This window comes from Pseudarthrobacter sp. L19, from assembly GCF_050859435.1.
Lineage (GTDB): Bacteria > Actinomycetota > Actinomycetes > Actinomycetales > Micrococcaceae > Arthrobacter.
The window spans coordinates 2,519,317-2,545,257 of record NZ_CP193935.1 but is presented as its reverse complement, the minus strand read 5'-3'; the positions used below and the strand labels follow the sequence as shown (position 1 = coordinate 2,545,257).

The 25,941-nt window shown below is 71.0% G+C and carries 26 protein-coding genes and 4 pseudogenes; 12 read left to right on the top strand and 18 right to left on the bottom strand.

Annotation, left to right across the window (positions count from 1 at the left end):
- Positions 1–24 precede the first annotated feature (24 nt).
- Genes ACRQ5B_RS12125 through ACRQ5B_RS12110 form a run of 4 tightly spaced genes read left to right on the top strand, consistent with a single transcriptional unit; the run spans position 25 to position 3,237 of the window.
- The gene (locus ACRQ5B_RS12125) at positions 25–1,062 is read left to right on the top strand and encodes a thiamine pyrophosphate-dependent enzyme (protein ID WP_432394174.1); all 1,038 of its coding nucleotides are present in this window, start codon (positions 25–27) and stop codon (positions 1,060–1,062) included.
- Positions 1,055–2,083 carry an alpha-ketoacid dehydrogenase subunit beta gene (locus ACRQ5B_RS12120; protein WP_432394171.1) on the top strand — a complete coding sequence of 343 codons (1,029 nt, stop codon included), beginning with the start codon at positions 1,055–1,057 and terminating at the stop codon, positions 2,081–2,083. Before ACRQ5B_RS12125 ends, ACRQ5B_RS12120 begins: the two co-directional genes overlap by 8 nt.
- The gene (locus ACRQ5B_RS12115) at positions 2,076–2,405 is read left to right on the top strand and encodes a biotin/lipoyl-containing protein (protein ID WP_290257447.1); all 330 of its coding nucleotides are present in this window, start codon (positions 2,076–2,078) and stop codon (positions 2,403–2,405) included. Before ACRQ5B_RS12120 ends, ACRQ5B_RS12115 begins: the two co-directional genes overlap by 8 nt.
- Before the next feature lie 4 nt (positions 2,406–2,409).
- A complete protein-coding gene (locus ACRQ5B_RS12110) occupies positions 2,410–3,237 on the top strand; it encodes an alpha/beta fold hydrolase (protein ID WP_432394168.1) in 828 nt (275 codons plus the stop codon).
- A gap of 13 nt (positions 3,238–3,250) precedes the next feature.
- Here the strand turns inward: ACRQ5B_RS12110 and ACRQ5B_RS12105 are convergent, their stop codons facing one another.
- From ACRQ5B_RS12105 to ACRQ5B_RS12095, 3 genes are all read right to left on the bottom strand, one after another.
- On the bottom strand, positions 3,251–3,766 hold the full coding sequence (locus ACRQ5B_RS12105; protein ID WP_432394165.1) for a hypothetical protein: 516 nt from the start codon (positions 3,764–3,766) through the stop codon (positions 3,251–3,253).
- Positions 3,763–4,128: a hypothetical protein gene (locus ACRQ5B_RS12100; protein WP_432394163.1), complete on the bottom strand. Its 366-nt coding sequence runs from the start codon at positions 4,126–4,128 to the stop codon at positions 3,763–3,765. The genes ACRQ5B_RS12105 and ACRQ5B_RS12100 overlap by 4 nt, the downstream gene beginning before the upstream one ends.
- 1,237 nt (positions 4,129–5,365) lie before the next feature.
- Positions 5,366–6,700: an MFS transporter gene (locus tag ACRQ5B_RS12095; protein ID WP_432394160.1), complete on the bottom strand. Its 1,335-nt coding sequence runs from the start codon at positions 6,698–6,700 to the stop codon at positions 5,366–5,368.
- 339 nt (positions 6,701–7,039) lie between these two features.
- On the opposite strand from ACRQ5B_RS12095, the gene ACRQ5B_RS12090 reads away from it, so the two are divergent.
- A complete protein-coding gene (locus ACRQ5B_RS12090) occupies positions 7,040–7,753 on the top strand; it encodes an IclR family transcriptional regulator (protein ID WP_432394157.1) in 714 nt (237 codons plus the stop codon).
- Positions 7,754–7,757: 4 nt separating this feature from the next.
- Here ACRQ5B_RS12090 and ACRQ5B_RS12085 read toward each other — a convergent pair whose 3' ends face one another.
- The 6 genes and pseudogenes from ACRQ5B_RS12085 to ACRQ5B_RS12060 all read right to left on the bottom strand — a co-directional run.
- Positions 7,758–8,957 (bottom strand): MFS transporter, encoded by a 1,200-nt coding sequence (locus ACRQ5B_RS12085; RefSeq protein ID WP_432398755.1) that lies wholly within the window; start codon positions 8,955–8,957, stop codon positions 7,758–7,760.
- Between the two features lie 403 nt (positions 8,958–9,360).
- Positions 9,361–11,778: an SbcC/MukB-like Walker B domain-containing protein gene (locus ACRQ5B_RS12080; RefSeq protein ID WP_432394155.1), complete on the bottom strand. Its 2,418-nt coding sequence runs from the start codon at positions 11,776–11,778 to the stop codon at positions 9,361–9,363.
- A gap of 218 nt (positions 11,779–11,996) precedes the next feature.
- Positions 11,997–12,419: pseudogene (locus ACRQ5B_RS12075) on the bottom strand (AAA family ATPase); the annotation flags it as partial.
- Positions 12,416–13,588, bottom strand: a complete 1,173-nt coding sequence (locus ACRQ5B_RS12070) for an exonuclease SbcCD subunit D (RefSeq protein ID WP_432394152.1) — start codon at positions 13,586–13,588, stop codon at positions 12,416–12,418. The pseudogene ACRQ5B_RS12075 and the gene ACRQ5B_RS12070, both read right to left, overlap by 4 nt.
- A 77-nt stretch (positions 13,589–13,665) precedes the next feature.
- Positions 13,666–13,887 carry a hypothetical protein gene (locus tag ACRQ5B_RS12065; RefSeq protein ID WP_432394149.1) on the bottom strand — a complete coding sequence of 74 codons (222 nt, stop codon included), beginning with the start codon at positions 13,885–13,887 and terminating at the stop codon, positions 13,666–13,668.
- Between the two features lie 254 nt (positions 13,888–14,141).
- Positions 14,142–14,522, bottom strand: a pseudogene (locus tag ACRQ5B_RS12060) (aquaporin); the annotation flags it as partial.
- 329 nt (positions 14,523–14,851) lie between these two features.
- Between ACRQ5B_RS12060 and ACRQ5B_RS12055 the strand changes: the two are divergent.
- From ACRQ5B_RS12055 to ACRQ5B_RS12045, 3 genes and pseudogenes are all read left to right on the top strand, one after another.
- Positions 14,852–15,256 (top strand): hypothetical protein, encoded by a 405-nt coding sequence (locus tag ACRQ5B_RS12055; protein ID WP_432394146.1) that lies wholly within the window; start codon positions 14,852–14,854, stop codon positions 15,254–15,256.
- Positions 15,232–15,690, top strand: a pseudogene (locus ACRQ5B_RS12050) (ADP-ribosylglycohydrolase family protein); the annotation flags it as partial. The gene ACRQ5B_RS12055 and the pseudogene ACRQ5B_RS12050, both read left to right, overlap by 25 nt.
- Before the next feature lie 37 nt (positions 15,691–15,727).
- Positions 15,728–15,892, top strand: coding sequence for a hypothetical protein (locus ACRQ5B_RS12045; RefSeq protein ID WP_432394143.1), 165 nt, complete (start codon positions 15,728–15,730; stop codon positions 15,890–15,892).
- On the opposite strand, the gene ACRQ5B_RS12040 is transcribed toward ACRQ5B_RS12045, so the two are convergent.
- Positions 15,879–16,469 carry a DUF4395 domain-containing protein gene (locus ACRQ5B_RS12040; RefSeq protein WP_432394140.1) on the bottom strand — a complete coding sequence of 197 codons (591 nt, stop codon included), beginning with the start codon at positions 16,467–16,469 and terminating at the stop codon, positions 15,879–15,881. The genes ACRQ5B_RS12045 and ACRQ5B_RS12040 overlap by 14 nt on opposite strands.
- Before the next feature lie 76 nt (positions 16,470–16,545).
- On the bottom strand, positions 16,546–17,565 hold the full coding sequence (locus ACRQ5B_RS12035; RefSeq protein WP_412883390.1) for an exonuclease domain-containing protein: 1,020 nt from the start codon (positions 17,563–17,565) through the stop codon (positions 16,546–16,548).
- Positions 17,566–17,633: 68 nt separating this feature from the next.
- On the opposite strand from ACRQ5B_RS12035, the gene ACRQ5B_RS12030 reads away from it, so the two are divergent.
- Entirely contained in the window at positions 17,634–18,401 is a 768-nt protein-coding gene (locus ACRQ5B_RS12030) for a VTT domain-containing protein (protein WP_432398754.1), read from the top strand.
- Between the two features lie 87 nt (positions 18,402–18,488).
- On the opposite strand, the gene rdgB is transcribed toward ACRQ5B_RS12030, so the two are convergent.
- From rdgB to clpS, 7 genes are all read right to left on the bottom strand, one after another.
- Positions 18,489–19,139, bottom strand: coding sequence for an RdgB/HAM1 family non-canonical purine NTP pyrophosphatase (gene rdgB / locus ACRQ5B_RS12025; protein WP_432394137.1), 651 nt, complete (start codon positions 19,137–19,139; stop codon positions 18,489–18,491).
- The gene (gene rph / locus ACRQ5B_RS12020; RefSeq protein ID WP_290257430.1) at positions 19,136–19,894 is read right to left on the bottom strand and encodes a ribonuclease PH; all 759 of its coding nucleotides are present in this window, start codon (positions 19,892–19,894) and stop codon (positions 19,136–19,138) included. The genes rdgB and rph overlap by 4 nt, the downstream gene beginning before the upstream one ends.
- A gap of 33 nt (positions 19,895–19,927) precedes the next feature.
- Positions 19,928–20,725, bottom strand: coding sequence for an MBL fold metallo-hydrolase (locus tag ACRQ5B_RS12015; RefSeq protein WP_400158780.1), 798 nt, complete (start codon positions 20,723–20,725; stop codon positions 19,928–19,930).
- Entirely contained in the window at positions 20,722–21,711 is a 990-nt protein-coding gene (murI, locus tag ACRQ5B_RS12010; protein ID WP_432394133.1) for a glutamate racemase, read from the bottom strand. The genes ACRQ5B_RS12015 and murI overlap by 4 nt, the downstream gene beginning before the upstream one ends.
- 211 nt (positions 21,712–21,922) lie before the next feature.
- A complete protein-coding gene (locus tag ACRQ5B_RS12005) occupies positions 21,923–22,336 on the bottom strand; it encodes a hypothetical protein (protein ID WP_432394131.1) in 414 nt (137 codons plus the stop codon).
- A 49-nt stretch (positions 22,337–22,385) separates the two neighbouring features.
- Positions 22,386–22,946 (bottom strand): DUF2017 domain-containing protein, encoded by a 561-nt coding sequence (locus ACRQ5B_RS12000; RefSeq protein WP_290257426.1) that lies wholly within the window; start codon positions 22,944–22,946, stop codon positions 22,386–22,388.
- A complete protein-coding gene (clpS, locus tag ACRQ5B_RS11995) occupies positions 22,939–23,304 on the bottom strand; it encodes an ATP-dependent Clp protease adapter ClpS (RefSeq protein ID WP_290257425.1) in 366 nt (121 codons plus the stop codon). The genes ACRQ5B_RS12000 and clpS overlap by 8 nt, the downstream gene beginning before the upstream one ends.
- Positions 23,305–23,510: 206 nt before the next feature.
- Between clpS and ACRQ5B_RS11990 the strand changes: the two genes are divergently transcribed.
- The 3 genes and pseudogenes from ACRQ5B_RS11990 (at position 23,511) to ACRQ5B_RS11980 (ending at position 25,925) form a co-directional block, all read left to right on the top strand.
- The gene (locus ACRQ5B_RS11990; RefSeq protein ID WP_290257424.1) at positions 23,511–24,839 is read left to right on the top strand and encodes a nicotinate phosphoribosyltransferase; all 1,329 of its coding nucleotides are present in this window, start codon (positions 23,511–23,513) and stop codon (positions 24,837–24,839) included.
- A pseudogene (locus ACRQ5B_RS11985) lies at positions 24,840–25,477 on the top strand (isochorismatase family protein).
- An 82-nt stretch (positions 25,478–25,559) separates the two neighbouring features.
- Positions 25,560–25,925, top strand: a complete 366-nt coding sequence (locus ACRQ5B_RS11980) for a hypothetical protein (protein WP_432394126.1) — start codon at positions 25,560–25,562, stop codon at positions 25,923–25,925.
- Positions 25,926–25,941 lie beyond the last annotated feature (16 nt).

Sequence of the window (25,941 nt, the reverse complement as noted above, 5' to 3'; positions counted from 1 at the left end):
GAGCCCGTGACTAGGGTCACAGCCATGGATACACTCCCGCTTGCGGTGTCCGGCGACGACGCCGCACCGCTTACCCCCGACCAGCTGCGCGAGCTGTACACGCTGATGGCGGCCGTCCGGCACCTGGACACCTCCGCCATCGCGTGGCAGCGCCAGGGCATCATTCCCGGCTACGCTCCCGAACTCGGCCAGGAGGCGGCCCAGGTGGGCAGCGCCTTCGCCGTGGACACCAGCCGCGACTTCGTCTTCCCCACCTACCGTGAGATGGGCGTGGCCCGGACCATGGGCGTGGACATGGTGGGCTACATGTCCACCCACAAGGCCACCTGGCACGGCGGGCTCTACAACCCGCTGGAATCCCGGCTCGCCCCGATCCAGGCCGTCGTGGCCGGCTCGGTGCTGCACGCCGTCGGCTGGGCCCACGGCCAGACGCTGGAAAATGCCGACGGAGTGGCCATGACCTACTTCGGCGACGGCGCCTCCTCCCAGGGCGACGTGCACGAGGCACTGAACTTCGCCGCCGTCATGAAGGCCCCCGTGGTCTTCTTCGTGCAGAACAACGGCTGGGCCATCTCCGTGCCCACCGAACGCCAGGTTGCCGGCGGCTCCGTCGCCGCCCGGGCGGCCGGCTACGGCATGCCGGCGCTGCAGGTGGACGGCAACGACGTCGTCGCCGTCGTCGAGGCGACCCGCCGCGCCTTCGCCCATGCCCGCGCCGGGCACGGCCCGGTGCTGATCGAGGCCATGACCTACCGGCGCGGACCGCACTCGACCTCGGACGATCCGGGACGCTACCGCTCGCTCGATGAGGAGCGCGACGGCGCCGGCGCCGACCCGCTGGAGCGGCTGAAGCAGCGGCTGCTGGCCGAGGGGCTCGCCGACGAGGCGTTCTTCGCGGAGGCCCTCGCCGCCGCCAAGGCCGAGGAGGAAGCCATCCGCACCGGCATCCAGGCGCTCGGGTCCCGGCCCGGCGCGGAAATGTTTGACCTGGTCTTCCAGGAACCCACCCCGGCCCTGCAGGCGCAGGCGGCCACCTGGCGCGAGGAGTCCGAACATGTCTAGCCCGACCCTGGAAAGCGGCACCGCCGCCACCGAGGCCGCCACCGTCACGATGTCCATGCAGCAGGCCCTGAACCGGGCGCTGGACGAGGTGCTGGCCGAGAACCCCAAGGCGGTGATCTTCGGCGAGGACTGCGGCCGGCTGGGCGGGGTCTTCCGGATCACCGACGGGCTGCAGGCCAAGCACGGCGCGCAGCGGGTCTTCGATACCCCGTTGGCCGAATCGGGCATCCTCGGGATGTCCGTGGGCCTGGCGATGGCCGGCTTCCACCCCATCCCCGAGGTCCAGTTCGACGGCTTCGCCTACCCGGCGATCAACCAGATCGTCTGCCAGATCGCCCGGATGAACTACCGCAGCCGCGGCACGCTGCCGATGCCGATCACCCTGCGCGTGCCCAGCTTCGGCGGCATCCGCGCCCCCGAACACCACGGCGAGAGCCTGGAGGCGCTCTTCGCCCACGTTCCCGGGCTCAAGGTGGTCTCGCCGTCGAACCCGCACGAGGCGTACCACCTGCTCAAGCACGCCGCCACCCGCCCGGACCCGGTGATCTTCATGGAACCGAAGTCCCGCTACTGGCAGAAGGGCGAGGTGGACACCGCCAATCCCGGCTCGCCGGAGGGCGCCAAGGTCATGCGCGAGGGCCGGCACCTGACCCTGGTGGCCTGGGGCGCGATGGTGGCCCGCTGCCTGCAGGTGGCCGAGCTCGCCGCCGAGGACGGGATCGAGATCGAGGTCCTGGACCTGCGCTGGCTTAAGCCGATCGACGCCGCCGCGCTGGCCGCCTCGGTGGGCAAGACGCGCCGCGCCGTGGTGGTGCACGAGGCACCGCTGACCTCCGGCCTGGGCGCCGAGGTGGCCCAGCTGATCACGCAGGCCTGCTTCGACACCCTCAAGGCGCCGGTGGAACGCGTCACCGGCTTCGACGTCCCCTACCCCTCCGGGGATCTGGAGGACGAATACATCCCAAACATTGACCGGATCCTCTTCGGCATCCAGCGAGTATTGGAGTACAAACGTGGCTGAACTTTCCTTCCCCCTGCCGGACCTGGGCGAGGGCCTGATCGAGGCGACGGTGCTGGAATGGCTCGTTGCCCCCGGCGACCAGGTGGAGCGCAACCAGCCCCTGGTGGAGGTTGAAACCACCAAGTCCGCGGTCGAATTGCCCAGCCCCCAGGCGGGTAAGGTAGTGCGTATTCATGGCGGACCGGGTGAGAAAATCAACGTCGGCGAGCCGCTGATCGTGTTCGAGGTGCCGGATGACACCGCCGGCATCGTGGGCACGGTCCCGAAGGAAGAGGCACCGAAGCGCCGGGTCCGCCTGAGCGCCGTACTTGATGAGGACTGAGGCCATGAGCGGCAGGCACACCGGGGAACAGCACCAGCACACGGTCGAGGGCACCGACCCGCAGCTGTACGTCAACGTGGTCGACCCGCAGGACGACGCCGGCCTTCGCCCGGTGCTGCTGCTGCACGGCTTCTCCTCCTCTTCCAAGCTGAACTGGGAGGACACGGGCTGGATCACGGCCCTCACCCAGGCCGGCCGCCGGGTGATCGCCGTCGACCTTCCCGGCCACGGCCGCAGCGGCGCCCCGGAGGACCGGGATTCCTACTCCCCCAGCCGGATCCGTGCCGATCTGCTGCAAATCGCGTTCGACGCCGGCGCGCGTCCCCTGCGCGACGGCGACCCGGCGTCGGGCCTGGACGTGATCGGCTACTCCCTGGGCTCCCGGCTGGCCTGGGAATTCGGCGCCACCCAGCACGAGCTGGTGCACCGCCTGGTCCTCGGCGGCCCCAACGTGGCGGACCCGCTGGCCGAGTTCGACCTGCCCGCCGCGCAGCGTTACCTGGCCGACGGCACCCCGATCGCCGACGACTCCACCGCGGGGCTGCTGAAGATGGCCCAGTTGCTGCCGAGCAACAACATCTTCGCGCTGCTGTCCCTGATCGAGGCGATCAAGGACGAACCCTTCGACCCGGCCGAGGCGGTCCCGCCGATGCCGATGCTGCTGGTGGCCGGCGAGAAGGACGAGCGGGCGGCTTCCATGCCCGAGCTGGCCGCGCTGGGCAGCAAGGCCGGGGCCCTGGTGGAGCAACTGGTCCTGCCGGGCCGCAACCACACCAACGCCGTCACCAGCCGGGCGTTCAAGCAGGGGGCCATCGAGTTCCTCGGCGTCTAGGACCTGGCCCCGCTCAGTAGTCGACCCCGGGGTCGGGCTTGCCTTCCATGTGGAAGCACGCCGACGAGGAGAGCGTGTAGAGCGCATTCCGCTGCGGGTTAAACTCGACCGAATGCCGGAACCCCTCCCGGCTGACGATCACGAGTTCGGGGATCCCGTTGACGCTGGTCTTTTCCTCCACGGTCCAGCCTTCCTTGCCGGACCACGCGGCCTTGATCTGCTGCAGCAGCCCGGCGCCGTCCGCCTCCGGGGTGAGGACCAGATCCATCGTTCCCGGCCAGTAATAGCTGTTGGCGTCGCATTCGAAGAGGGCGCGGGAGGTCTCCGTCTGGGTGGTCGTCGTGATCTCCGCGGCGGGCACCACCGCCATCAGTTCCTGCTGCTGGCTGCGGGTTGACTGCTTCGCGGTGGCGAGGTCCATGCTGGGGCTCCTGGGGTCGGCGGCGGGTGCACAGGCGGCCAGGATGGCAGCGAGGCAGGTAAGGGTCACGGCGGTGTGCAGCCGACGGACGGCCGTGGCGGGGCTCATCGCCGGCCGCCGAAGATGACCTTGGCGACGTCCTCGCGGGCCGCCCGGTTCCGCGCGTCCTGGGCGTTGGCAACCAGGCTGTGGTTTTCGATCTTGGCCATCGGATCCGTGGTGATCTTCACCGGGCCCAGGACGATGTTCCGCGCCGGGTCATCGTAGATGTGCTTGGTGAACGCGGGATCCGCCAGCGGGTACTTGTCCCCCACCAGGCCGAGGCCCTGGGCGGTGGCCAGCGCGTCGAAGTCGTAGGCGAAGTGGTCATAGGCGGTGCCGGGATCGGCTTTCCACCCCTCCGGCATCCATGCCCCGGACAACGAAATCTGCCGGTCGTAGTGCGTGCCGTACATTTCGGAGGATGCCACGGCCGCCTCGCCCCAGCTGTGGGACACCGCGACGGTGCGGGCTCCGGAGGGTTCTGGTCCGCCAGGCCCGCCTCAAAGGCGGCCAGTTTCCGGCCGGCGGCCTCGCCGAAGGCCTTGTCCGCCGACTGCCTGAAGGTCCCGTCCTGCGGGAACTCGCTGTTTTTGTAGACGAAGGCCGCCGTCCGGCCGGTGGGATCGGACTGCTGCAGGTACGCGGCCATCTTCTGGGCGCTGCCGGCGTAGAAGTCGCCGGCGGTCGCGAAGGTGCCGGGCACATAGGTCAGGACCGTTGTGGTGCTGCTGTGGTAGTCGCCGATCATCTGAATGAGGTTACCTTTCGCCGGGTCGTACGCCGCCAGGCGGATGTCCCCCTTGACCGTGTTCCTCAGGTATTCAGCCTCCTCCGTCGACCCCTTCCCCTCCCGCTCCAGCTCCGCCAGGCGGGTGCCGGCGGCGACGCGGTTGGCCTGGATTCTGGTGTCGATGGGCAGGCCGTCCGTGTTGCCGGCCGTGTAGGGGTGGAGCCGGAGGAAGTCGGCCCGTCCGGCCGCGTCCAGTCCGGCCCACCACCTGCCGACCTGGTGCGGGGTGAGTGCGGAGAGCGCAGCGGGCGTGAGCAGCACCGACGGCGGGGCGCCGGCCGGGGCGGTCGACGGCGGCACGGCCGACGGCGTGGACCCGCCGGAGGAGGACCCGCCGGAGGGGCCTGGGCACCCGCTGCGGCGCTGGCGCTCTCCTGCTGGTCGGCGTGGGCGGTGAGTTCGCGCTGCATCTGCTCCAGCCCCGCCACCGCCCGGGCGAGGGACTGCGCGTGGACGCGGTCCCACTCCGACCGGAAGGCCCCGGCGTCGTGCCCCTGCCAGTAGGCCGACCCGGCGATCTCCGCGCCCAGGCGGCGCTGCAGGCTGCCCAGGCTGCCCGCCCCGCTGCCCGCGCGCGCGGCCAGGCTGCGCAGTTGCGCCACGTCGGCGCCGTAAAAGGTCCCGGCCACTCGATTCCCCCATTAGTCCACACATTGCATACGCGTCGGGCCGCCTCCTGCAGCCCACCGCGTCAGCCTACCGGGATTTTTCCATTTGATGGATGGATAGTGCTCCCCATCGGTCCGGCGCGGCAGCCGCCGTCGTACGTCCGGGACCGCCAACAGCAACGCGGGGCCACGTGCTGCCCGCCCGGCGGTACCGGATGAGCGCACGTGACCCCGCGCGGCGTGGTGCTGCCTGCCGGCAGCCGCGGCCTAGTGGTGGCTGCTGACGCCCAGCGGGCGTCCCTTGGTTTCCTTGGCCAGCACCACGCCGACGGCGGAGATCACGCAGAGGATCATGATGTAGATACCGATCGATCCGGTCCACTTGGTGCCCTGCAGCAGGGCCTCGGCGATGGTGGCCGCGAAGGCGCCGCCCAGGATCGCGCCGAAGGCGTAGCCGATGGAGATGCCCGAGTAGCGGACGTTGGCCGGGAACATCTCGGCGTACATCGCGGACATCGGACCGTAGGACAGGCCCAGGCCCACCGTGAGGACGAACAGCGCGATGCCGTACAGCATGATGTCCTTGGTGTCGATCAGCGCGAACATTGGGATCATCCAGGCGAAGACGATCGCGTAGCCGATCAGGAAGGTCTTGACCCGGCCGATCTTGTCCGAGAGCCAGCCGCCGACCAGGGTGAAGATGAGCCAGCCGAAGGACGCCAGCGTGGTGGCCAGCAGGATCTGCGGGGTGGGCATCTTCAGGGTCTTGGTGGCGTAGGAGATGAAGAAGGCGATCAGCAGGTAGCCGGCGGCATTGTTGCCGATGAAGATCAGCGTCGAGTAGAGGACGGCCTTCTTGTGCTTGCGGACCAGCTCGCCCAGCGGGGCCTTGCTTTCCTCCTTGCGCTCCTGCATCTCCTTGAAGACCGGGCTTTCGGCCACGGCACGGCGGATGAGGTAGCCGACGACGATCAGCACGATGGAGAGCAGGAACGGCACCCGCCAGCCCCAGCTGGCGAAGTCTTCCTTGGACATGCCGGTGTTGAGGAAGTAGAGCAGGCCGGTGGCGAGGATCATGCCGACCGGGACACCGATCTGCGGGTAGGCGCCGAACAGGCCGCGGCGGCCGACCGGGGCGTGCTCGACGGCCATCAAGGCCGCGCCGCCCCATTCTCCGCCGGCGGAGAAGCCCTGAATAACGCGCAGCAGGATCAGCAGGACCGGGGCCCAGACGCCGATCTGCGCGTAGGTGGGCAGGACGCCGATCAGGGCGGTGGCCGCACCCATCATCACCAGGGTGAAGACCAGCATGGCCTTGCGGCCGAGACGGTCGCCGAGGTGGCCGGCGATGATCGCGCCGAGGGGACGGAACAGGAAGCTGATGCCGATCAACGCGAACGAAAGGATCTGGGCCAGGCCCGGGTTGGAGGCGTTGAGCGGGGCGAGGAAGAGCGGGGACAGCAGCGTTGCTGTCAGTTGGGCGAAGATGAAGAAGTCGTACCACTCGATGGTGGTACCGACCAGCGTCCCGGCGAGGACCTTGCGTTCCTCATGTTTAGTGCTGGGGCCCGCCGCTGAATCGACGGTTGAAGTTGCGGTCATTGGAACTCCGTTGCTGGGGCAGAGGTACTGCCAGTGGGTGCTGAGTGAAGCTGTGCCTACCGATTTACTGATCGAACGGTCAGTTAGTACCGTGAGCCTACTACAGAAGTTGTGATAAGGCACACATTTTCGTTTGATGACGAACCGGCGTCGTTCGGTGTGCTGTTCCATATTTGAACTAGCTGTTCATATATGGAACACTGCTGCCTCACGCTACTTCACTGTGACCCCGCGCACAAGGGGCACCCGACCCGGCACGCTGTTGCGGTTCAAAGACGCCGCGCCGCCGCAGCTGCGGTCAGTGCGAACTTAGGAGCCGTGCAAATTTAGGATGGGCATATGACCCCCAACGCCGGCGTCCAGGCGCCCCCGTCCCAGACCCTCTCCCGTGGCATCCGCGCCCTGGAGATCCTCGCGGACGCCCCGGAGCCCATGACCATCGCGGAACTGGCCGTGGCCATGGGAGTCCACCGCTCGGTGGCCTACCGGATCCTGCGGACCCTTGAGGACCACTCCCTGCTGGTCCGCGACGACGCCGGACGGGTCCAGCCCGGGCCGGGCCTGGCCGTCCTGGCGCGCGGGGTGTCCCGCAACCTGCAGACGGCAGCCCTGCCGGAACTGACCCAGCTGGCCAACGCCCTGGCCATGAGTGCCTTCCTGGCGGTCTGGGACCGGGAGGACTGCGTCACGCTGGTCACTGTCGATCCGCGCCATGCCGGCCCCGCCGTCGTCCAGCACCCGGGATCCCGGCACCCGATCAACGCCGGCGCCCCCGGGATCGCCATCCAGTCCGCCTACACGGAGGACGAATGGCGTGCCCTGGCACCGGCCGTGCCGTACCGGGCCGAGGCCGCCACGGCCCGCGGGCTCGGCTTCGCCGCCAGCCATGACGAGGTCATCCCGGGCGTCTCGTCCCTGGCCGTCCCGGTGCGCGTGCCCGGCGGCAGGCCGGCTGCCCTGGCCGTGGTGTACCTCAGGGCCGCGCAGGATCCCGCCGAGGTGGCCGCGGCCCTCACCGCCGGCGCCGCCCGGATCGAGGCCCAGCTGGGCTGAGTCCCTAGGGCTGCCGGCGAAGGACGACGGCGGCAGCGGCTCCCAGTAGGAACAGGGCACCGGCCGCGCAGACCGGCACGATGAACGCCGTGGAGTAGCCGGCGGTCTGCGCCAGTTGGCCGGCCACGGAGGAGCCGATGGCCGTGCCGGCGACAATCCCGCTGGCCAGCGCGGTCATCACGGTCCCAAGCCGTCCCGCCGGCGCCACCAGGCCGCCGATGCCGAACACGGTGACCATCAGCGGCCCCACCGGCAGGCCGAGGACCAACAGCACCACGATCATCGTCGGCAGGGAATCGGGCAGCAACAGCAGCGGCGCGAGGGCCGTCATCAGGCCCGCGCAGGCGAGCCACCGGGTGCGGGGCCCGATCCGCCGCGGCCAGTACGCCACGGACAGGGCGGCCGCGGCGGAGCTCAGGCCCATCACCGCGTAGAGCAGGCCGGCCAGTTCGGAGCTGGCAAACCCGGCGGAGAAGGAACTCAGCGAGGTCTGGGTGGCGCCGAAGAAGGTCCCCATGCAGACCATGGCCAGCACCGGCACGGCAATCGCGACGGCGGCCCGGAGCCGGGCGGCGGTGGAGGCCAGTGCCGTGGCGGCTGGGATCCCGGGCTCCTGCGTCCGGCGGGTGCGGGGCACAGCGAGATGCGTGGGGTGGACGGCGAAGGCGGGTACCAGGGCCAGGGTCAGGACCGCGGCGATGGCCAGGGGCAGCCAGGGGCTGAGCAGGCTGGCGATGATGCCCACGAGCGCGGGCCCGAGCACGAAGGTGATCTCGTCGGCGGTGCTCTCGTAGGACAGTGCCGTGTCGAGGTCCCCGGGCCGGCCGGACCGGCCGGAGGTCAGGGCCATCCAGCGGACGCGGGCCAGCGGTCCCACCTGCGGGCAGCTGGCGCCGGCGATCAGGGCGGCGGCCAGGACCGGCACGGCGGCGGCGAGGTCACGTGCGTCGGGCACCAAATAGGCGGCAAGGATCAGGGCGGTCACGGCGGCGGCGTTCAGCAGGGCGGCAACGATCAGGACGCGCCGCTGGCCGAGCCGGTCAGCGAGCGCGCCGAAGACGGGGGCGCCGGCCGCGGACCCGATCCCGACGGCGCCTGCCGCGGCACCGCCGACGGCGTAGGAGCCGGTGACCGCGGTGACGAGGGTGAGCGCCCCGACGGTGAGCATCGCCAGGGGCAGGCGGGCGGCAAGGCCCAGGGGGATGAAGCCGCGCCCGGCGAGGACAGGGAGCCGGGCGAACCGGCCGCCGCGCTCCTGGGCCTGGGCGTGGGCCTGTGGCGGAGCCTGGGCGGGTTCGGGCTGTTGGTGATCGGGCTGTTTGCCGTCGGGCTGTTGGTGATCGCGCTGTTTGCCGTCGCGCAGGGGCGGGAGTTCGACCTGGGCAGCGTGGGCCGCTGCTGATGCCGGGCCGGCGTCGGGCACAGAGACATCCGGGGACGCGTGAGGCGTCGATGAGGCTGAGGGGTTCATGGTTTCCGGGTTCGCTAAGAGGTGCGCATCGTCCCCCCTCCCGATGCGCGCGACCCGGTGACCGTCCCAGTATATCGGGCGGCACCTGCCGTGGCCTCACCCGGGACGGCGTTCGGGGGGCAGCTCCCGGCCGGGCTTAGGCGGGCACCTCGTCGGAGATATGCAGGGTGGAACCGTTCCGGCCCTTCACCACCTGCAGCTGGGTGGTGATCCGCTGCTTCATCTCGGCGACGTGGCTGACCAGGCCCACCACCCGGCCGCCGTCCCGGAGACCCTCGAGGGCATCCATGACCTGCTCCAGAGACTGCTCGTCCAGGCTGCCGAAGCCCTCGTCCACGAAGAGCGTCTCGATGTCCACGCCGCCGGATTCCATCTGCACCACGTCGGCCAGTCCCAGGGCGAGCGACAGCGACGCCATGAAGGATTCGCCGCCGGAGAGGGTGGCGGTGTCCCGCCGCTGCCCGGTCCAGAGGTCCACGACTTCCAGCCCGAGGCCGGACTTCTGCCCGCGGGAGGCCTTCGCGTCGGTGTGCTGGAGCGTGTACCGGCCATCGCTCATGCCGATCAGCCGCTCGGAGGCCGCGTCGGCCACCTGCTCCAGCCGGGCGGCCAGAACGTAGCTGTTCAGGCTCATGCGGTAGCTGTTGTCGCCGCCGCCACGGGCAGCCTCGGCTACGGCGGTCAGCAGCGCCGCCCGCTCCCGGGGTTCCCGGCCGGACTCGGCCAAATCGCTGTAGCGGGAACGGAGTCCGGCCAGGGTCCGTGCCGAGGAGGCGGCCAGACCGGCGGCCACCCCGGCCTCCCGGGCCGCGTCCAGCGCCGCAGCTGACTCGGACCTGAGCTGTTCGAGGGCACCGGCGGGGACCGGTCCCTGGTCGGCGAGTTCTGCGGCGGCCAGGACCAGGTCCTCCCCCGCGAACAGTTCCTCGAGGCGCGCGGTTTCGTCTCGCCCGGCACGCACGGCAGCCTCCAGGTCCGCGGCTTCCCGGGCGGACAGCAGCATCTCCCGTGCGGCGTCGGCGGAGTCAAACCCGGCGGCGGGCAGGGCCTGCTCCAGCCGCTCGCGGGCCTCCGCCGTCCGGGACCGCGCCTGGGCCAGGCTGACGGCGGCCGCGTCGGCGTCTTCGAGGAGGGCAACGGCCGAGTCGACGGCGGCAATGCGGCCGGCCAGTCCGGGGTGCCCGCTTCGGAGGCCCAGCAGGGTGGCGTCGAGCTCGGCGGCCTGGGTGTCCACCTCGACGACGGCGGCACGGGTCCGGGCCAGCTCGGCGGCAGAATCCTCCCGCGCGTCCTCGAGGGCGGAGATCTCCTCGTCCAGCCCCTCGCAGCGGTTGCGGGCGGCATCGAGGTCGGCCGCGGCCTTCGTGGCCTCCGCGGCCCGGTCCCGGGCGCGTTCGGCATCGGTCAGCGCGTCTTCGAGGGCCGCGTCCCCGCCCTGGGCGGCGAGGACGGCCAGGTGTTGGCGGGCGTCGGCGAGTTCGCGGTCGAGGTCCGCGAGCACCGCTTCGGCAGCCTCGGCGGCCGTCTGGGCGGCCTGCTCGGCGTCGGCCATGGTCAGCGCGGAGGCCGCCAGCGGTGCCGGAGCGGGGTGGTCGGTGCTGCCGCAGACAGCGCAGGGCTCCCCCGGGTTCAGCTGTGCGGCCAGTTCGGCGGCTGCGTTGGCCAGGCGCTCCTCGCGGAGGTCCAGCCAGGCCTGGCGGCGGTCCTGGTGGGTATCGCGGGCCACGCGGCGCCGCTCGGCCAGCCGGTCGCAGTCCTCCGCGGCCGCGGCGTGCCGCTTCACGACGGCCACGAGTTCGTCGGCCGCGTCGGCTTCCTTGACCCGAAGCTGGAGATCGGCCGCCGCCTCCTCGAGCGGGGCGAGGATGTGCCGGAGCCCGAGTGCGTCCGCCCGGAGTGCTTCCAGCCGCGCCGCGGTGGCTGTGCCGGCGTCGGTGAGCCGTTCGACGTCCCGGTGCAGGCCCGCGGAGCGCGTGCGCAGCGCGGCGAGCCGTTCCTCATCCGGCATCCGTTCGGCCAGGACGGCCCGGAGGCTGCGCAGCCGGGTGACGCCGGAGCGGAGCGCGGCGGGGTCGGTCCCGCCCTGGTCCGGGGCCAGGCCGGGCAATGCCGCCAGTTCGGGATCGGTGGCTGCTGCGGCCCGCAGGACGGTGGCCGCAGCCTCGGCCGCTTCTCCGGCACGCTCCTCGGCGGCGGTGGCGCCGTCGAGGGTGTCGAGGTGTCCGCCCAGGACTTCCGCCTTACGGTGCCGGGCAAGCCGCTCTTCGGCGGCGCGCAGGTCCGGGGCAGCCGCCTCGGCCAGCTCCCGCCGCTGCCGGGCGGCCGTGAGGCGCGCCTGGCGGGCGGCCCGGGCCGCGAGAGATTCCGCACGGGCGGACAGGTCGGCGACGGTGGCATCGGCGTCCCCGGCGGCGGCGCGGCGGGCAGCGCCGGCCGCTTCCGCCTCGCGGCCGTACCAGTCCAGCAGCGCGGCGGGGTCGTCTTGCGAAACGTCTTCCGAACCGCCGTTGGGTTCGATCCCCAGCCCGGCGGCTTCGGTGCCGGCCTGGGCCACGAGCAGCGCCAGTTCCCCGTTGAGGGTCTCGACCTCGGCCCGGGCGGCTGCCGCCTTCCGGCCGAGCTCCTGTTCGACGGCCTCAAACCGCTGGGTCCCGAACAGGCTCTGCAGGAGGGCCAGGCGGTCCGCGGCCTTGGACCGCAGGAACGCGGCGAAGTCCCCTGCGGAAGCATGACCACCCGGGTGAATTGGTCCCGGTCCATGCCCAGGAGGGCGGTGATCTCAGCCCCCGCCTCGTCATTGCGACCCGACTTTTCCACCCAGGTGCCGTCCACCCGCTCCCGGAGCAGGGTGTTCGCCTTTTGCTCGGTGAAGCCGTTCTTGCCCCGGGCGCTGGGCTTGTTCCAGGCCGGGGTGCGGGAGACCTCGAAGTGCCGCCCCTTGGCCGAGAATTCGCAGGTGACCCGCGGTTCGGCTCCCGCCTCTGCGTGGTCGCTCCGGAGCCGCTTGCCCTCCTGCCGGGCCCCCGGAACGGAGCCGTAGAGGGCGAAGCAGATGGCGTCGAGGACGCTCGTTTTGCCGGCGCCGGTGGCACCGTTGAGCAGGAACAAACCATGGGCGCTGAGCCGGTCGAAGTCGATCTCTTCCGTGCCGGCGAAGGGGCCGAACGCCGAGATTTCCAGGCGGTGGATCCTCATCGGGATACCCCTTCCAGCCGGACCGCTTCGAGTGCCTCGGCAAGGACGGCTGCCTCGGCCTCGTCCGCGCTCCGGCCGCGGACGTGCTCCAGGAAGCCGCAACAGACGGAGAGGTCGTCGACGGCGGAGGCAAGCCGGCTGCTGTAGCTGGTCTTGGGTGCGTCCTTGGCACCCTCGGGGTCGAAGCCGAGCACGAGGGTATCCGGGAAGCGGGCGCGCAGCCGGTCCATGGCCTGGGCGGGGCGTTGGGCGTCCGTGAGCGTCACCTGGCAGTACGCCGCCTCGGCCCACGCCAGCCCGTCGTCGGCGAGCAGCTCCTCTAGCGTCCCGCGGAGCACCGCGAGCTCGCGAGGGGCTTCCCAGTGCACCTCCGTGACGCTGTCCACGCCGTCGGCCGTGATGTCCACCAGCCAGCCGCCCTTGCGGTGCCGGGCCTCGGAGAAAGAGTAGGCCAGGGGCGATCCGGAGTAGCGGACGGCCGGGGAAAGTTCCTGCCGGCCGTGCAGGTGGCCGAGCGCCACGTAGGAGAACCCGTCGAACAGGTCCAGCGGCACCGCACCGACGCCGCCGATGCTCAGGTCGCGCTCACTGTCGGAGCTGATCCCGCCGCTGGCGAAGGTGTGGGCCAGCACGACGGAGTGGACCGTGCGCCCGGCCGCCCGGGCGGCGAGGTCGGCGCGGACCAGGGACGTGGCGGCACGGGTCACCTCGAAGTGGCTGGCCGTGTCGACGCCGAGGGCGCCGGCGACCAGCCGGGGTTCCAGCCAGGGGATGCCGTAGATGGCAAGCTGTGGGCCGGCGTCGTCGTCGCTGAGGGGCAGCAGCAGGGGCGTGGCGAGGTCGTCCAGCCGGGTCCGCAGGTGCACGCCGCCGCGTTCCAGCAGCCGTGAGGCGAAGCCGAGCCGGATGGCGGAGTCGTGGTTGCCGCTGGTCAGCACCACCGTGGCGCCGGCGTCGGTCAGCCGTACCAGGGCGTCGTCCAGGAGCCCGACGACGTCGACGCCGGGCAGCGCGCGGTCGTACACGTCGCCCGCGATGAGGACCACGTCGACCTTTTGGTCGCGGACGAAGGCGACGAGCTGGTCGACGAAGGAGCGCTGCGCTTCAAGCATTCCGACGCCGTGGAACGACCGGCCCAGATGCCAGTCCGAGGTGTGCAATAACCGCATATAACTACGCTAACGGCTGGCACTGACACTCAAGCGCAGGCCCGGCCTTGAGGCCACATAACGGCGTGTGAGACCGCTTACGGCGTGCGCTTGTCGAAGAATTCGCGGGCCTCGTCGTTGCGGGCAGGGGCAGCTTTCGCGGGCGCCGTAGGCGTGGTCTTCACGACGTCGGTGCCCTCGGCTTCCAGGTCGGTAGCTTCCAACTTGTCGGCTTCCGGGTCTGCTAACTGCCGTTCCTCGACCTCCGGATCCGCGACGTCCCGGTCCCCGACCACTACGGCGGCGGAATCGACCGCCACGGCGTCGGAGGCGCCGACGGCAGCCTGGGCGAATCCGCGGAAGACCAGCCCGGCGACCGCCGCGCCCACCAGCGGGGCCACCCAGAAGAGCCAGAGCTGGCCCAGGGCATCCGGGCTGCTGAAGACCGCGGAGGCTGTGGCACGGGCCGGGTTGAAGGGGTGTTGCCGATGCTTTGTCCCAGCTGCAGGAGGCCGGCGTAGCTCAGGCCCACGGCGTAGGGCGCGGCGGTCCGGGCGGGGTTGCGGCCGGCGCTGGTGCCGAGGAAGACCGCCACCAGCAGGGCCGCGCCGAGCACCTCCACCAGGAGGACGCCGGGCATCGGGGCCTGGATGATCGAGCGGGAGTCAAAGCCGGCGGCGACCGTGTCGAAGGCGCTTTGGGTGCCGTTGAGCTTGGGCACCGTGCGCAGCACGCCGAAGAGGGCCAGGGCACCGAGCAGAGCGCCCACCAGCTGCGCCCCCACGTACGCAGCACCCTCAACCAGCCGGGTCCGGCCGGCAATCATGTGGCCCACTGTGACGGCGGGGTTGAAGTGGCCGCCGCTGAGGAACCCGAAGGCCAGCATGGCGGCGGTAAGGCCCAGGCCGGCGGCTAGCGGGGCCGGAAGCGGGTTGTACTGCGGCACCGCGAACATCGGGACGCCGAGTCCGATCACGACCGCCAGCAGCGTCCCCAGTGCCTCGGCGGACAACCGGGCCAGCAGCCCGGGCCGTCCGACGGCGGCGGGCCGGACAGCAGCAGGTGCCTGGTCGGAGAGCGGAACGGCGGCGGGCCGGGCATCGGGCGCGGGGTGTGTCATCTCGTGGGGTTTCCTTCGCTTCGGGTCGGGTGCCGCCAGCAGTCTTCCAGCGAAGTCTGGACGTTCGCTGGATCCGGGCCGCATGACCGGCGCCATGCAAGGACGCGCCAGCCGGCGCGGCAACCGCGTCAGGCACGCGTGTCCGGGACGGTAAATTTGAAGCCATGAACGAGCACCCCACGGTCCCGTCGCACGAATCCCGCATCCACGGCTGCCTGCTGGGCGGTGCCCTCGGTGACGCGCTGGGCTCATCCGGCGGCAGCGCCGCCGAAAGGGACGGAACCGGCGTCCTCTCCGGCCGCGCCCGGATGACCCTGTATACGGTGGACGGCCTGCTGGAGGCACTCGAGTGGGCCAATTCGGGGGTGGCGGCGGACGCGAACGCCTGCCTCTGGCTTGCCTACCTGCGCTGGCTGGGCACCCAGGGGATGTCCCTGCCGGAGGCGGCTCCGTTCCAGCCGCCGCGTTGGATTGACGCTCACGGCCTGCCGCGGGAGTCCCGCTCCCCGATCCGGATTCCGTCGCCGCCCTGGTCACCGGAGAGATGGGAACGGTGCAGCGGCCGCTGAACCCGGACTCACGCGGCGGCGGCGCCCTGCTCCGGTCTGCCCCGTTCGGCTTGGTGCCGCACGTGGACGTCGACGCCGTCTACAAGCTCAGCGCCGACGCGGCCGCCCTCACGCACGGGCACCCTTCCGCCCGGCAGAGCGCCGGTGTCCTGAGCCTCACCATCCGGGCCCTGGCCCTGGGCGCAAGCCTGGCGGAGGCCGCCGGGCAGGCGGTCGCCCATCTGGCCGGGGGCGCGCTCCCCCGCGGCGAGGTCGCCGACGCCGGCGTGCTGGAAACGCTCACTGCGGTACTCCGGGCACCGGAAATCTCTGCCGCCTCCGCGGGCGGCGCGGACGCCGCGGGCCTCCTCGCCGTCGCACTGTCGGCGGTTTTAACGACGGCGCCGGACGCGACGCTCGGCGGCAACGACCCGGAGACGGGCCGGATCCACTTCCGGGCGGCCGTTATCGCGGCGGCGGAGCGGGCGGACGATGCGGCCGGCGCGGCCTCCCTCGCCGAGTTACCTCCTGGGCGCCTACTACGGAGCGGCGGGCCTCCCGGCGGATTGGCTGGCGAAACTGGAAGCCCCGGAACCGGAGGCCGTGGCGCTGGTGAAGGGCATGGCCGAGCGGCTGGCGGCGGTTACCGGCGCCTGAACGAGACGTTGTTGCAGGCCTCGCAGACATCGGCCGGGATGAGTCCCCGGCGCTGCAGCAGGCCGAAGATGGCGCAGCCCAGGCAGAAGCCGGCGAACGCCTCGAGCGAGGCCGCCACGATCAGCAGGCCCAGCAGGACCCAGGCGGCGGGCGCCAGGCCCGTGGCGAAGAGGATGGCCGCCGTCGTCGACAGGGCGGCGCCGATGCCCTGGGCGAAGCGCTTGGGCGGCCCCGGGACCAGCCGCTTCCGGCCGAGCGCCGGTGTGAGCACCTTGACCGAGAGGATGCCGAAGGGTGAGATCCGGGGTCCGAAGAGCACCCGCAGCCAGAAGCCGACGGCGATTACGGCCAGGCCCCAGCCGGAGCCCGTGAGCAGGGTCGCCAGGGCCAGCAGCACCACGAGCGCCGCCGTGATGCGGGCGGAGTATTCGTTGACGGGATTGGGGAAGGCGAAGACCCGGCCCCACTCCACTCCGCCGCGGGCCGGCGGCACGGTGACGAGGTTCGCCTGAGCAGTGTCGAAGCTGACCGGGCCCCGGGAGGCCGGGCGGGCAGGTGAAGAGATCAGTTTGCTCATCATTTAAGGCTAGAAGCCGCGGGCGCGGGGCCGAAATGAATGTTGCGCCATGTGAAGCCGACCGGAACAGATCCCCTCAGACCGCCCGGGCCGCGGGGGCGGAGTGGCCGCCCACCATCTGCAGGAATTCACCCTCGGACAGGACCTCGATGCGCTGGCCGCGCTGGTGCAGCTCCAGCACGCGCCGGGCCTTGCCCGTCAGCCGGCCGGAGCGCAGGTCCGCCGCGACGAAGCCGTCGCCCACCACCAGCACCGTGGTGCGCCCGGTCACCCGGCTCTCGGGAGCTGCGCCCAGTTCGGCCGAGCGCACCTTGGCCTCCTGCCTCGGGATAGCCAGTTCGCCGGTGAAGACCACCGTCTGGCCGAAGAGCGGGTGCCCCGGTTCGGCCAGCGGGTTGGGCGGCGGATTCTCGCCCTCCTCCGGCCAACCGGCGCGGTAGGGGCGGGTCACTGCCGGGCCCTGTCCGGCGGCGAGGGCTTCCAGCGCCGACTGGCTGGCCTTGGACAGCGGATCCCGCCGCGGGTCGAAGGCCGGCTGCCGGGACACGGTCAGCCCCAGGGACAAGTAGAGTTCGGCGATGCTGGCGGCGCCGTTGCGGGCCGCGATGTCGATCAGGATCCCGGCGCAGGCGCGGGCGTCCTCGGCGGCGTCGTGGTGGTTGACCAGCGGCACGCCCGCCTCTTCCGCCGCGTAGGGCAGGGAGTTGGAGACCAGCGAGTAGCAGCGGCGGGAGAGCATCACGGTGCAGACGTAGTCGTAGGCCGGCCCCGGCAGGCCGGAGACTTCGAGGCCGGACCGGATGACGCCCAGGTCGAAGGCGGCGTTGTGGGCCGCCAGGATGTCTTCGCCGATGAATGCGCCGATCTCCGGAAAGAGCTCACCGAAGCGGGGCCGGCCGGCGACGTGCTCGGGCCGGATCCCGTGGATGCGCACGTTGTGGTGGTCGAAGACGTCGTGGCCGGCGGGCGGCCGCATGAGCCAGGACGCCTCCTCCACCACGACGCCGTTGCGGACCTTGCTCAGGCCGACCGAGCATGCGGAGCCCCGGAACCCGTTCGCCGTCTCGAAGTCGATCGCCGTAAAGTCCAAAGCCACGCCCCATACTTTACCGCCGGATCCCGCAGGCCCTTCTCCAGTACGCTTGGAGTGTGAACCCTAATACCCTGCACGACCTCGCCGTGTCCACCCTCGGCGGCGCCGGCCCGGTCCAGCCGCACATGGCCTCGTTCCTGCCCGATTGGCTCAACCCCCAGGTCTTCCTGGCCGATCCCGCCCTGGCCCCCTGGGTCGTCCTGATGGTCTGCGGCATCATCTTCGCCGAGACCGGCCTGCTGATCGGCTTCTTCCTGCCGGGTGACTCCATGCTGTTCACCGCGGGCCTGCTGGTCGCCACGGGCACCATCCAGTTCAACATCTGGGCGTTCGCCGCCCTGATCGTGGTCTCCGCGATCATCGGCAACCAGGCCGGCTACCTGATCGGCTCCAAGGCCGGCCCGGCCATCTTCAACAAGCCGGACTCCAAGCTCTTCAAGCGCGAGAACGTCGAGAGCGCCCACGCATTCTTCGAAAAGCACGGCGGCAAGGCACTGATCCTGGCCCGTTTCGTCCCCATCATCCGCACTTTCGTCCCGGTGATCGTGGGCGTGGCGCAGATGAGCAAGCGCAAGTTCTTCCTCTACAACGTCATCGGCGCGACCCTGTGGGGCGGCGGCGTAACGCTGCTGGGCTACCTGCTCGGCGACACCGTGCCGTGGGTCCGCGACAACCTGGACATCATCTTCATCCTGATCGTCCTGGTCTCCGTGGTGCCGATCGCCATCGAGGTCATCCGCGGCATGATCGCCAAGCGCCAGGCCGCGAAGTACGGCACCGACGTCGTCGACGAATTCATCGAGGAGCACGAGCCCGAGGAAGAGCGCAAGACGCCCTGACCCGCACCGCCGCCTGAACCGTCACAACGCAAAGGATGGCGCCCCACCGAGGTGGGGCGCCATCCTTTTTGTGCCGCTCAAACCCGGCTACCGTCCGGCCAGTGCCTCCACGATCGCCGGCAGCAGCGCGCGGAAGGCATGCCCGCGGTGGCTGATCGCGTTCTTCTCCTCCGGGCTGAGCTCGGCGCAGCTGCGGTCCATACCGCTCGGCTGCAGCACCGGGTCGTAGCCGAAGCCGCCGGCGCCGCGCGGCTCGCGCAGGAGGGTGCCCTCCAGCTGGCCGTACTCCACCACTTCCCGGCCCTCCCCCGCCGCCGATGCGGGAACGGCCAGCGCGGCGGCGCAGACGAACGCGGCGCCCCGGAAGCCGTCCGGGACGTCGGAGAGCTGGTTCAGCAGCAGTTCGAGGTTCGCAACGTCGTCGCCGTGCCGGCCGGCCCAGCGGGCGGAGAAGATCCCCGGCGCCCCGCCGAGCACGTCCACGGCCAGACCGGAGTCGTCGGCGATCGCCACCAGCCCGGTGGCCTCCGCCACGGCGCGGGCCTTCAGCAGCGAGTTCTCGGCGAACGTCACCCCGGATTCGACGACGTCGGGAGCACCGACGGCGCCGGCGTCCACCACCTGCGTGTCCACGTCCAGGCCCGGGATCTGCCCGCGGAGCAGCTCCCGGAGCTCCCTGAGCTTGCCCTGGTTGTGGGTGGCGAGAACGAGAACAGGTGCTGCCGCGTCGCCGCTCACGGGGCCTCGGCCAGGGTCTCGCGCTGGATCGCGGCGAGCTGTTCGGTGCCCAGCAGGGCAAGGTCCAGCAGCTTGTTCAGCTCGTCCCGGTCGAAGGGGGCGCCCTCGGCGGTGCCCTGGACCTCGACGAACTTGCCGGAGCCGGTCACCACCACGTTCATGTCGGTCTCGGCGCGGACGTCCTCGACGTAGGGCAGGTCCAGCATCGGGATGCCGTCGATGATGCCCACCGAGACGGCGGCGATGGTGTCGGTCAGCGGCTCGGCGTTGCGGGCGATCAGCTTGTTCTCGCGGGCGTAGCGTATTGCCTCGGCGAGAGCGACGTAGGCGCCGGTGATCGCCGCGGTGCGGGTGCCGCCGTCGGCCTGGAGCACGTCGCAGTCCAGCACGATGGTGTTCTCGCCGAGGGCCTTGGTGTCGATGATGGAGCGCAGCGAGCGGCCGATCAGGCGGGAGATCTCGTGGGTACGGCCGCCGATCTTGCCCTTGACGGATTCGCGGGCGGAGCGGGTGTTCGTGGCCCGGGGCAGCATGGCGTATTCGGCGGTGACCCAGCCGCGGCCCTCGCCCTTGAGCCAGCGGGGCACGCCCTCGGTCAGCGAGGCGGTGCACAGCACCCGGGTGTTGCCGAATTCGATCAGCGCGGAGCCTTCGGCCTGATTGGACCAGCCGCGGGTGATGCTGATGGGGCGGAGCTGGTCCGGGGTCCGGCCGTCGGCGCGGAGAACGGGGGCAGTGGGAGCTTCGGAAGTCATGCTCCCTAGCTTATCGACAGCCGGGCGGCCCGGTCAGACGGTGTAGTGCACCCCGGCGACGGCGACGGCAACGTGCGGTCCGAAGACCTCCTTCGCCTCGGCCATCACGGTCGTGTGCGAGGTCCAGACCGGGATGTGCGTGAGCAGCAGCCGGCGGGCGCCGGCGGCGACGGCGGCCTCACCGGCGCGCTTGCCGGTCAGGTGCACGTCCTTAATGCCGTCGTCGCGGCCCTCCTCGAAGGCCGCCTCGCAGAGGAACAGGTCCGCGTCGCGCGCGGCGTCCTCAAGCCCGGTGCAGGAGTCGGTGTCGCCGGAGTAGCTGAGCACCCGGGTCACCGGGTTGCCGTCCTTGTCCGGCTCGGTGACCTCCACACGCAGGGCGTAGGCCTCCTCGACGGGATGGTTGACCGCGTACGGGGTGATGGTGAACGGCCCCATCGTCACCGGGCTCCGTTCGGCCCAGTTGCTGAAGTCGAATTCCTCGTGCATCCCCGGGTCGAGGTCCAGCCCGTAGGCCGTGGCCATCCGGTCCGCCGTCGCCGCCGGACCCCAGACGGGGATCCGCCCGCGGCCCCAGCCGCCCGGCTTCCAGCGCACCGCCACGTGCAGGCCGCAGAGGTCCATGCAGTGGTCCGGGTGCAGGTGGGTGAGAAAGATGCCGTCGATGTCTTCAAGGTCGGTGTAGCGCTGGATGGCGCCGAGTGCCCCGCTGCCGAGGTCCAGCACCACCTTCCAGCGCCGCTCGCCGTCGTCGGCGGTCAGCAGGTAGCACGACGCCGGCGAGCCGGGGCCGGGAAACGAGCCGGTGCACCCGACGATGGTGAGCTTCACAGGCCGCTGATCCGCGGCGGGGACACCTGCGCGGCGGAGGAGACGAAGTTGGAGATCCGGGGCCGGCCGACGGCCGCCTGCGCGGCGGCGATCATTTCCGGGGTGATGCGGGCCAGGCTGCCGGTGGGATACTGCGCCGCGACGTGGTCCACGTGCCGGACGCTGAGCACCTCCGGGCCGAGGAAGCGGCGGGCCAGGTGTTCGAACTGCGCGGCGTCCCCGGTGGCGATGAAGTTGTGTTCCGGGGCGGTGCTGCCGGCGCGTTCCAGGCCGCGGGAGGCCAGGGCACGGTAGACGTCCTTGGCGGTTTCCTCGGCGCTGGAGACGAGCGTGACGTCCTCGCCCATGACGAAGGAGATCACGCCGGTCAGCAGCGGGTAGTGGGTGCAGCCCAGCACCACGGTGTCCACCTTGGCGGCGATCAGCGGGGCGAGGTATTCGCGGGCCACGGCGAGCAGCTCGGGGCCGGTGGTGATGCCGGCCTCGACGTAGGGCACGAAGGCCGGGCATGCCGCGGAGGTGATCTGCAGGTCCGGTGCCGCGGCGAAGGTGTCCTCGTAGGCGCGGGAGCCGACCGTCGCGGAGGTGCCGATGACGCCGACGCGGCCGGTGCGGGTGGCGGAGACGGCCCGGCGGACGGCGGGCTGGATGACCTCGATGACGGGGATGCCGTAGCGGGCGGTGTAGCGTTCGCGGGCGTCGCGGAGCACTGCGGCGGAGGCGGAGTTGCAGGCGATGGTCAGGAGCTTGACCCCGGAGTCGACCAGTTCATCCATGACGCCGAGGGCGTTGGCACGGACCTCGGCGATCGGCAGCGGGCCGTAGGGGCCGTGCGCGGTGTCGCCGACGTACAGGATGGACTCGTTGGGCAGCTGGTCGATGATGGAGCGTGCCACCGTGAGGCCGCCGACGCCGGAATCGAAAACGCCGATGGGGCGTTCGGCCAGTGCCGAGGTCTCGGGGTCCGTGCTCGATGCTGAAGTCATGGTTCTACGAGAATAGGGCTTCGCCCCGGGCCGGACCATGACATTGTGTCGAGCAACTCGTGTGCGATGGATCACACAACGGCCGCGGAACGGCGGGCGGTGCCGCGGTTCAACGCCAGGTGGCCGCCGAGGAATCCCGCGGCCGCGGCCACCGCATTCCCGGCCAGGCCCAGCCGGACCCCGGCCGCGTGCCGGCCGCGCAGCCGAGCGGTCAGCGAGCCCAGGAAGAGAAAGGTTGCGGCGTCGGTGCCGAGGGCGTGGACGGCACCGATCCGGTGCTCCTCCCCTCCGTCTCGGACCAGTCCGCGGCACCGGCGAACGCCGTCGGAACCGCCGCCGCGAGGCCCGCGGCGGTCAGCACCGTGGCCGCGGTCCGGGAAGCGGGACCGCCGGCCACGTCCAGGATCGCGGCGCTGAGCCAGCAGCCCAGGGTGATATCGGTGAGCATCGGGTGGACCGAGTGGCCGAGGGTCCCGCTGTGCAGCGGGGTGCGCCGCGCCCAGTCGATGACCGGGCCGTAGATGGCCTCCTGCACGGAACCGATCCGGCCGGCCGCGGCACTCCGGCCCAGGGCCCCGGTGAGGCGCTGCGGGAGGGAAAACTCGTCGCGGGAAGGTCCGTCCACGGCAGATCACGCTACGCCGCGGGCCGGGGGGTGTACAGGGCCGGGCGGCCTAGGCCTCGAGGGACGCCAGCATCGCCTGGACCAGGGATTCCTGCAGCCAGGTGGTGAAGTTGTAGACCAGGGCCAGGTAGCTTTCGACATCTTCGGCCTGGGACCAGTCCTGCATCCGGTGCACGTGCTCGGCGTCGGCGTCGTCGCGGATGTCGAGGCGCTCGGCGAGGACCAGGCGGACATCGTTCAGCGCGGTGGACCAGTGCCGGGCGTCGGCGGGGGTCAGCACCAGTTCCTCTTTGTCGAGGCCCAGCGAGGCGGCCTTCAGGGCGCCGATCTTGCTCTCCCGCAGCGAGCGCTCCGTGTAGCGGCGAAACTCCAGGGAGGCCTCGGCGTCGTTCTTGGAGACGTTGGGCAGCAGCCGGCGCAGGGCGCGGTCGGAGGGTTCACGCGCCTCCGTGTCCAACCCCACGAGGGCCGCGAGCGGGTCCTCGTTGGCGCGTTCATGCGGCTCCAGCATGGAGATGACGTCGTCGAAGAGGCTGCGCAGGAGGTCGCGCTCGGCCGGTTCGAGGTAGCCGGTGATGCCCTTGAGGCCGTACTTGAATGCCTTAGCCACGTTTTCCCTTGCCCTTGCCCGATCCGTTGCCGGGGCCGCCGCTGGCCTTCTCCACGGTGGCCCAGAGGCCGTAGCCGTGCATGGCCACCGCGTGCTGTTCGACCTGTTCCTTGCTGCCGTGCGCCACGATGGACCGGCCCTTCTTGTGGACCTCCAGCATGAGCTTGGTGGCCTTAGCCTCCGAGTAGCCGAAGTAGCTGCGGAAGACGTAGCTGACGTAGCTCATCAGGTTCACGGGATCGTTCCAGATCACGAGGTTCCAGGGGATGTCCGGGGCCGTCAGGACGTCGGTGGACGTCGCCGTTCCGGTGTGGGTGCCGGCCTCGGTATCGGGGCCAAGCGCAACGCTGAGGGTCATTGGTCCATTCTATGGCGATGACGATGGCCTCCGCCCCGCGGCGAAGCGGAGCGAGACGAGGGAGCCGGTGGGTGGGCCCCCGACGGCGAGGGCCCCGCGGCGAAGCGGAGCGAGACGAGGGAGCCGGTGGGTGGGCCCCCGACGGCGAGGGCCCCGCGGCGAAGCGGAGCGAGACGAGGGAGCCGTCGGGGACTAGAGTAAATTTCGTGAGCACCTCCGCCGGCTGGGACCACCCCCGCACGTCCTTGTACACCGACCATTACGAGCTGACCATGCTGCAGGCCGCCCTGCACTCGGGCGCGGCCCACCGCAAGTCGGTGTTCGAAGCCTTCGCCCGCAGGCTGCCCGAGGGCCGCCGCTATGGCATCGTCGCCGGCACCGGCCGCCTGCTGGAGGGCATCGCGAACTTCCGCTTCGGTCCCGGGGAAATCGACTTCTTGCGCAGCACCGGCGTGGTCAACGAGCAGACCCTGGAGTATCTCGCCGACTTCTCCTTCTCCGGCGACATTTGGGGCTACGCCGAGGGCGACGCATACTTCCCCAACTCCCCCATCCTGATCGTCGAGTCGACCTTCGCCGAGGCCTGCGTCCTGGAGACCTACATCCTCTCGATCCTGAACCACGACTCCGCCATCGCCTCCGCCGCGTCCCGGATGATCACCGCGGCCGGCACCCGACCCTGCGTGGAGATGGGCTCCCGACGCACCCAGGAGGAGTCCGCCGTCGCCGCCGCCCGCGCCGCCGTGATCGCCGGCTTCGCCAGCACCTCCAACCTGGAGGCCGGCCGCCGCTACGGCATCAAGACCGTCGGCACCGCGGCCCACTCCTTCACCCTGTTGCACGACACCGAACGGGACGCCTTCGAGGCCCAGCTGGCCTCCATGGGCGCCGGGACGGCGCTGCTGGTGGACACCTACGACGTCGAGGCCGCCGTGCGCACCGCCGTCGACCTCGCCGGGGACAAGCTCGGCGCCGTCCGCCTGGACTCCGGCGACCTGGTGGCCCAGGCCCAGTGGGTACGCCAGCTGCTCGATGACCTTGGCAACGTCAACACCCGCATCATCGTCACCTCCGACCTCGATGAGTTCGCCATCGCGGCCCTGCAGTCCGCCCCGGTGGACTCCTACGGTGTCGGCACCTCCCTGGTCACCGGCTCCGGCGCGCCGACGGCAAGCCTGGTCTACAAGCTCGTCAGCCGCACCAACGACGACGGCGAGTTCGTCGCGGTCGCGAAGGCGGCGAAGAACAAGGCCAGCAAGGGCGGCCGCAAGTACGCGCTGCGCCGGCTCAACGACCGCGGCATCGCGACCCAGGAGATCGTCGGCATCGGCCACCGGCCCGAGGACGACGGCAACGACCGCCAGCTGCTGCAGCAGTTCATCAAGAACGGCGAGCTGCTTCCCGGCTGGACCGGCCCCGAGGGCGTGGTGCGTGCCCGCGACCGGCACGCCGCCTCCATGGCCGAACTGCCGCCCGTGGTCAACCGGCTGCAGCGCGGCGAACCGGCCATCCCCACCGTCTACGAGGAGGACTGAATGTCCCGCGCCCTGATCATTGTCGACGTACAGAACGACTTCTGCGAGGGCGGTTCCCTGGCCGTTGAGGGCGGGGCGGCACTGGCCGCGGAGATCAGCGAATACGTCGACGCCCACCACGGGCAGTTCGACCACGTCGTGGCCACCCAGGACTGGCACATCGATCCGGGCGCGCACTTCTCGGACGCGCCGGACTTCGTCGAGAGCTGGCCGCGGCACTGCGTCGCCGGCACCCGCGGGGCGGAGCTGCACCCGGACCTGGACACCGAATACATCCAGGCCTACTTCCGCAAGGGCCAGTACACGGCCGCCTACTCCGGTTTCGAGGGCCTGCTGGCCCCGGACGACGCCGTACCCACCGGGGACCGGACGCCCGGCGCGCTGCCGGTGGCCGCCCCGCCGGCGGCCAGGAAGCGGACGAGGACGCGATCGGGCTGGACGACTGGCTGCAGAGCCACGACGTCGAAGAGGTTGTGGTCGTGGGGATCGCAGCTGACTACTGCGTCAAGGCCACCGCCCTGGACGCGGTCCAGGCCGGCTACACCGTCACCGTGCCGCGCGGATTGACCGTGGGCATCGCCGAGGACCTCGAGGACGCCTTCGCCGAGATGGAACTCGGCGGCGTCGAGCTGGACTGAGATCGCGGCCCCGGCGCCGCGCACAGTAGACTCGGAATCCTTGCCAGTAACGTCGGAACAGTAAATCCCGGAGTACATCATCATGAAGAAGACCCTGACCGTCCTGCTCGCCGCCGGGACCATCCTCGGAGCGGCCGCCTGCTCGGCCCCGAAGATGACCACCGCCGAGACCTGCGACCGGATCAAGACGATCACCAGTTCCCCGTCCTCCGGCTCGGACAAGTTCGGCATGACCCGCCTGGCAAACCAGATCCGTCCGATCCAGGCCACCGCCTCCGACGACCTTCAGGCACCGCTGCAGTCGATCGTTGATTACCTGGACGAGGCCGCCAAGAAGGACCCGGACCAGGGCAAACTCGACGAGCTCAAGGCCAAGTACACCGCGGCCGGCCAGACCTTCTCCCAGGCCTGCGGCGGCGGCGCCCAGTCCGGCCAGCCGAACCAGTAACGGCACCCCCGAACGA

Bases quoted from the DNA above. Each gene is read 5' to 3' on its own strand.
- clpS (WP_290257425.1), bottom strand. From the start codon at position 23,304: ATGACCCTCAGCGTTGCGCTTGGCCCCGATACCGAGGCCGGCACCCAC.
- ACRQ5B_RS12125 (WP_432394174.1), top strand. From the start codon at position 25: ATGGATACACTCCCGCTTGCGGTGTCCGGCGACGACGCCGCACCGCTT.
- ACRQ5B_RS12055 (WP_432394146.1), top strand. From the start codon at position 14,852: ATGAACGAGCACCCCACGGTCCCGTCGCACGAATCCCGCATCCACGGC.
- ACRQ5B_RS12095 (WP_432394160.1), bottom strand. From the start codon at position 6,700: ATGACCGCAACTTCAACCGTCGATTCAGCGGCGGGCCCCAGCACTAAA.
- murI (WP_432394133.1), bottom strand. From the start codon at position 21,711: ATGACTTCAGCATCGAGCACGGACCCCGAGACCTCGGCACTGGCCGAA.
- ACRQ5B_RS12105 (WP_432394165.1), bottom strand. From the start codon at position 3,766: ATGAGCCCCGCCACGGCCGTCCGTCGGCTGCACACCGCCGTGACCCTT.
- rph (WP_290257430.1), bottom strand. From the start codon at position 19,894: ATGACTTCCGAAGCTCCCACTGCCCCCGTTCTCCGCGCCGACGGCCGG.
- ACRQ5B_RS12110 (WP_432394168.1), top strand. From the start codon at position 2,410: ATGAGCGGCAGGCACACCGGGGAACAGCACCAGCACACGGTCGAGGGC.
- ACRQ5B_RS11980 (WP_432394126.1), top strand. From the start codon at position 25,560: ATGAAGAAGACCCTGACCGTCCTGCTCGCCGCCGGGACCATCCTCGGA.
- ACRQ5B_RS12045 (WP_432394143.1), top strand. From the start codon at position 15,728: ATGCGGCCGGCGCGGCCTCCCTCGCCGAGTTACCTCCTGGGCGCCTAC.
- ACRQ5B_RS12040 (WP_432394140.1), bottom strand. From the start codon at position 16,469: ATGAGCAAACTGATCTCTTCACCTGCCCGCCCGGCCTCCCGGGGCCCG.
- ACRQ5B_RS12120 (WP_432394171.1), top strand. From the start codon at position 1,055: ATGTCTAGCCCGACCCTGGAAAGCGGCACCGCCGCCACCGAGGCCGCC.
- ACRQ5B_RS12070 (WP_432394152.1), bottom strand. From the start codon at position 13,588: ATGCGGTTATTGCACACCTCGGACTGGCATCTGGGCCGGTCGTTCCAC.
- ACRQ5B_RS12090 (WP_432394157.1), top strand. From the start codon at position 7,040: ATGACCCCCAACGCCGGCGTCCAGGCGCCCCCGTCCCAGACCCTCTCC.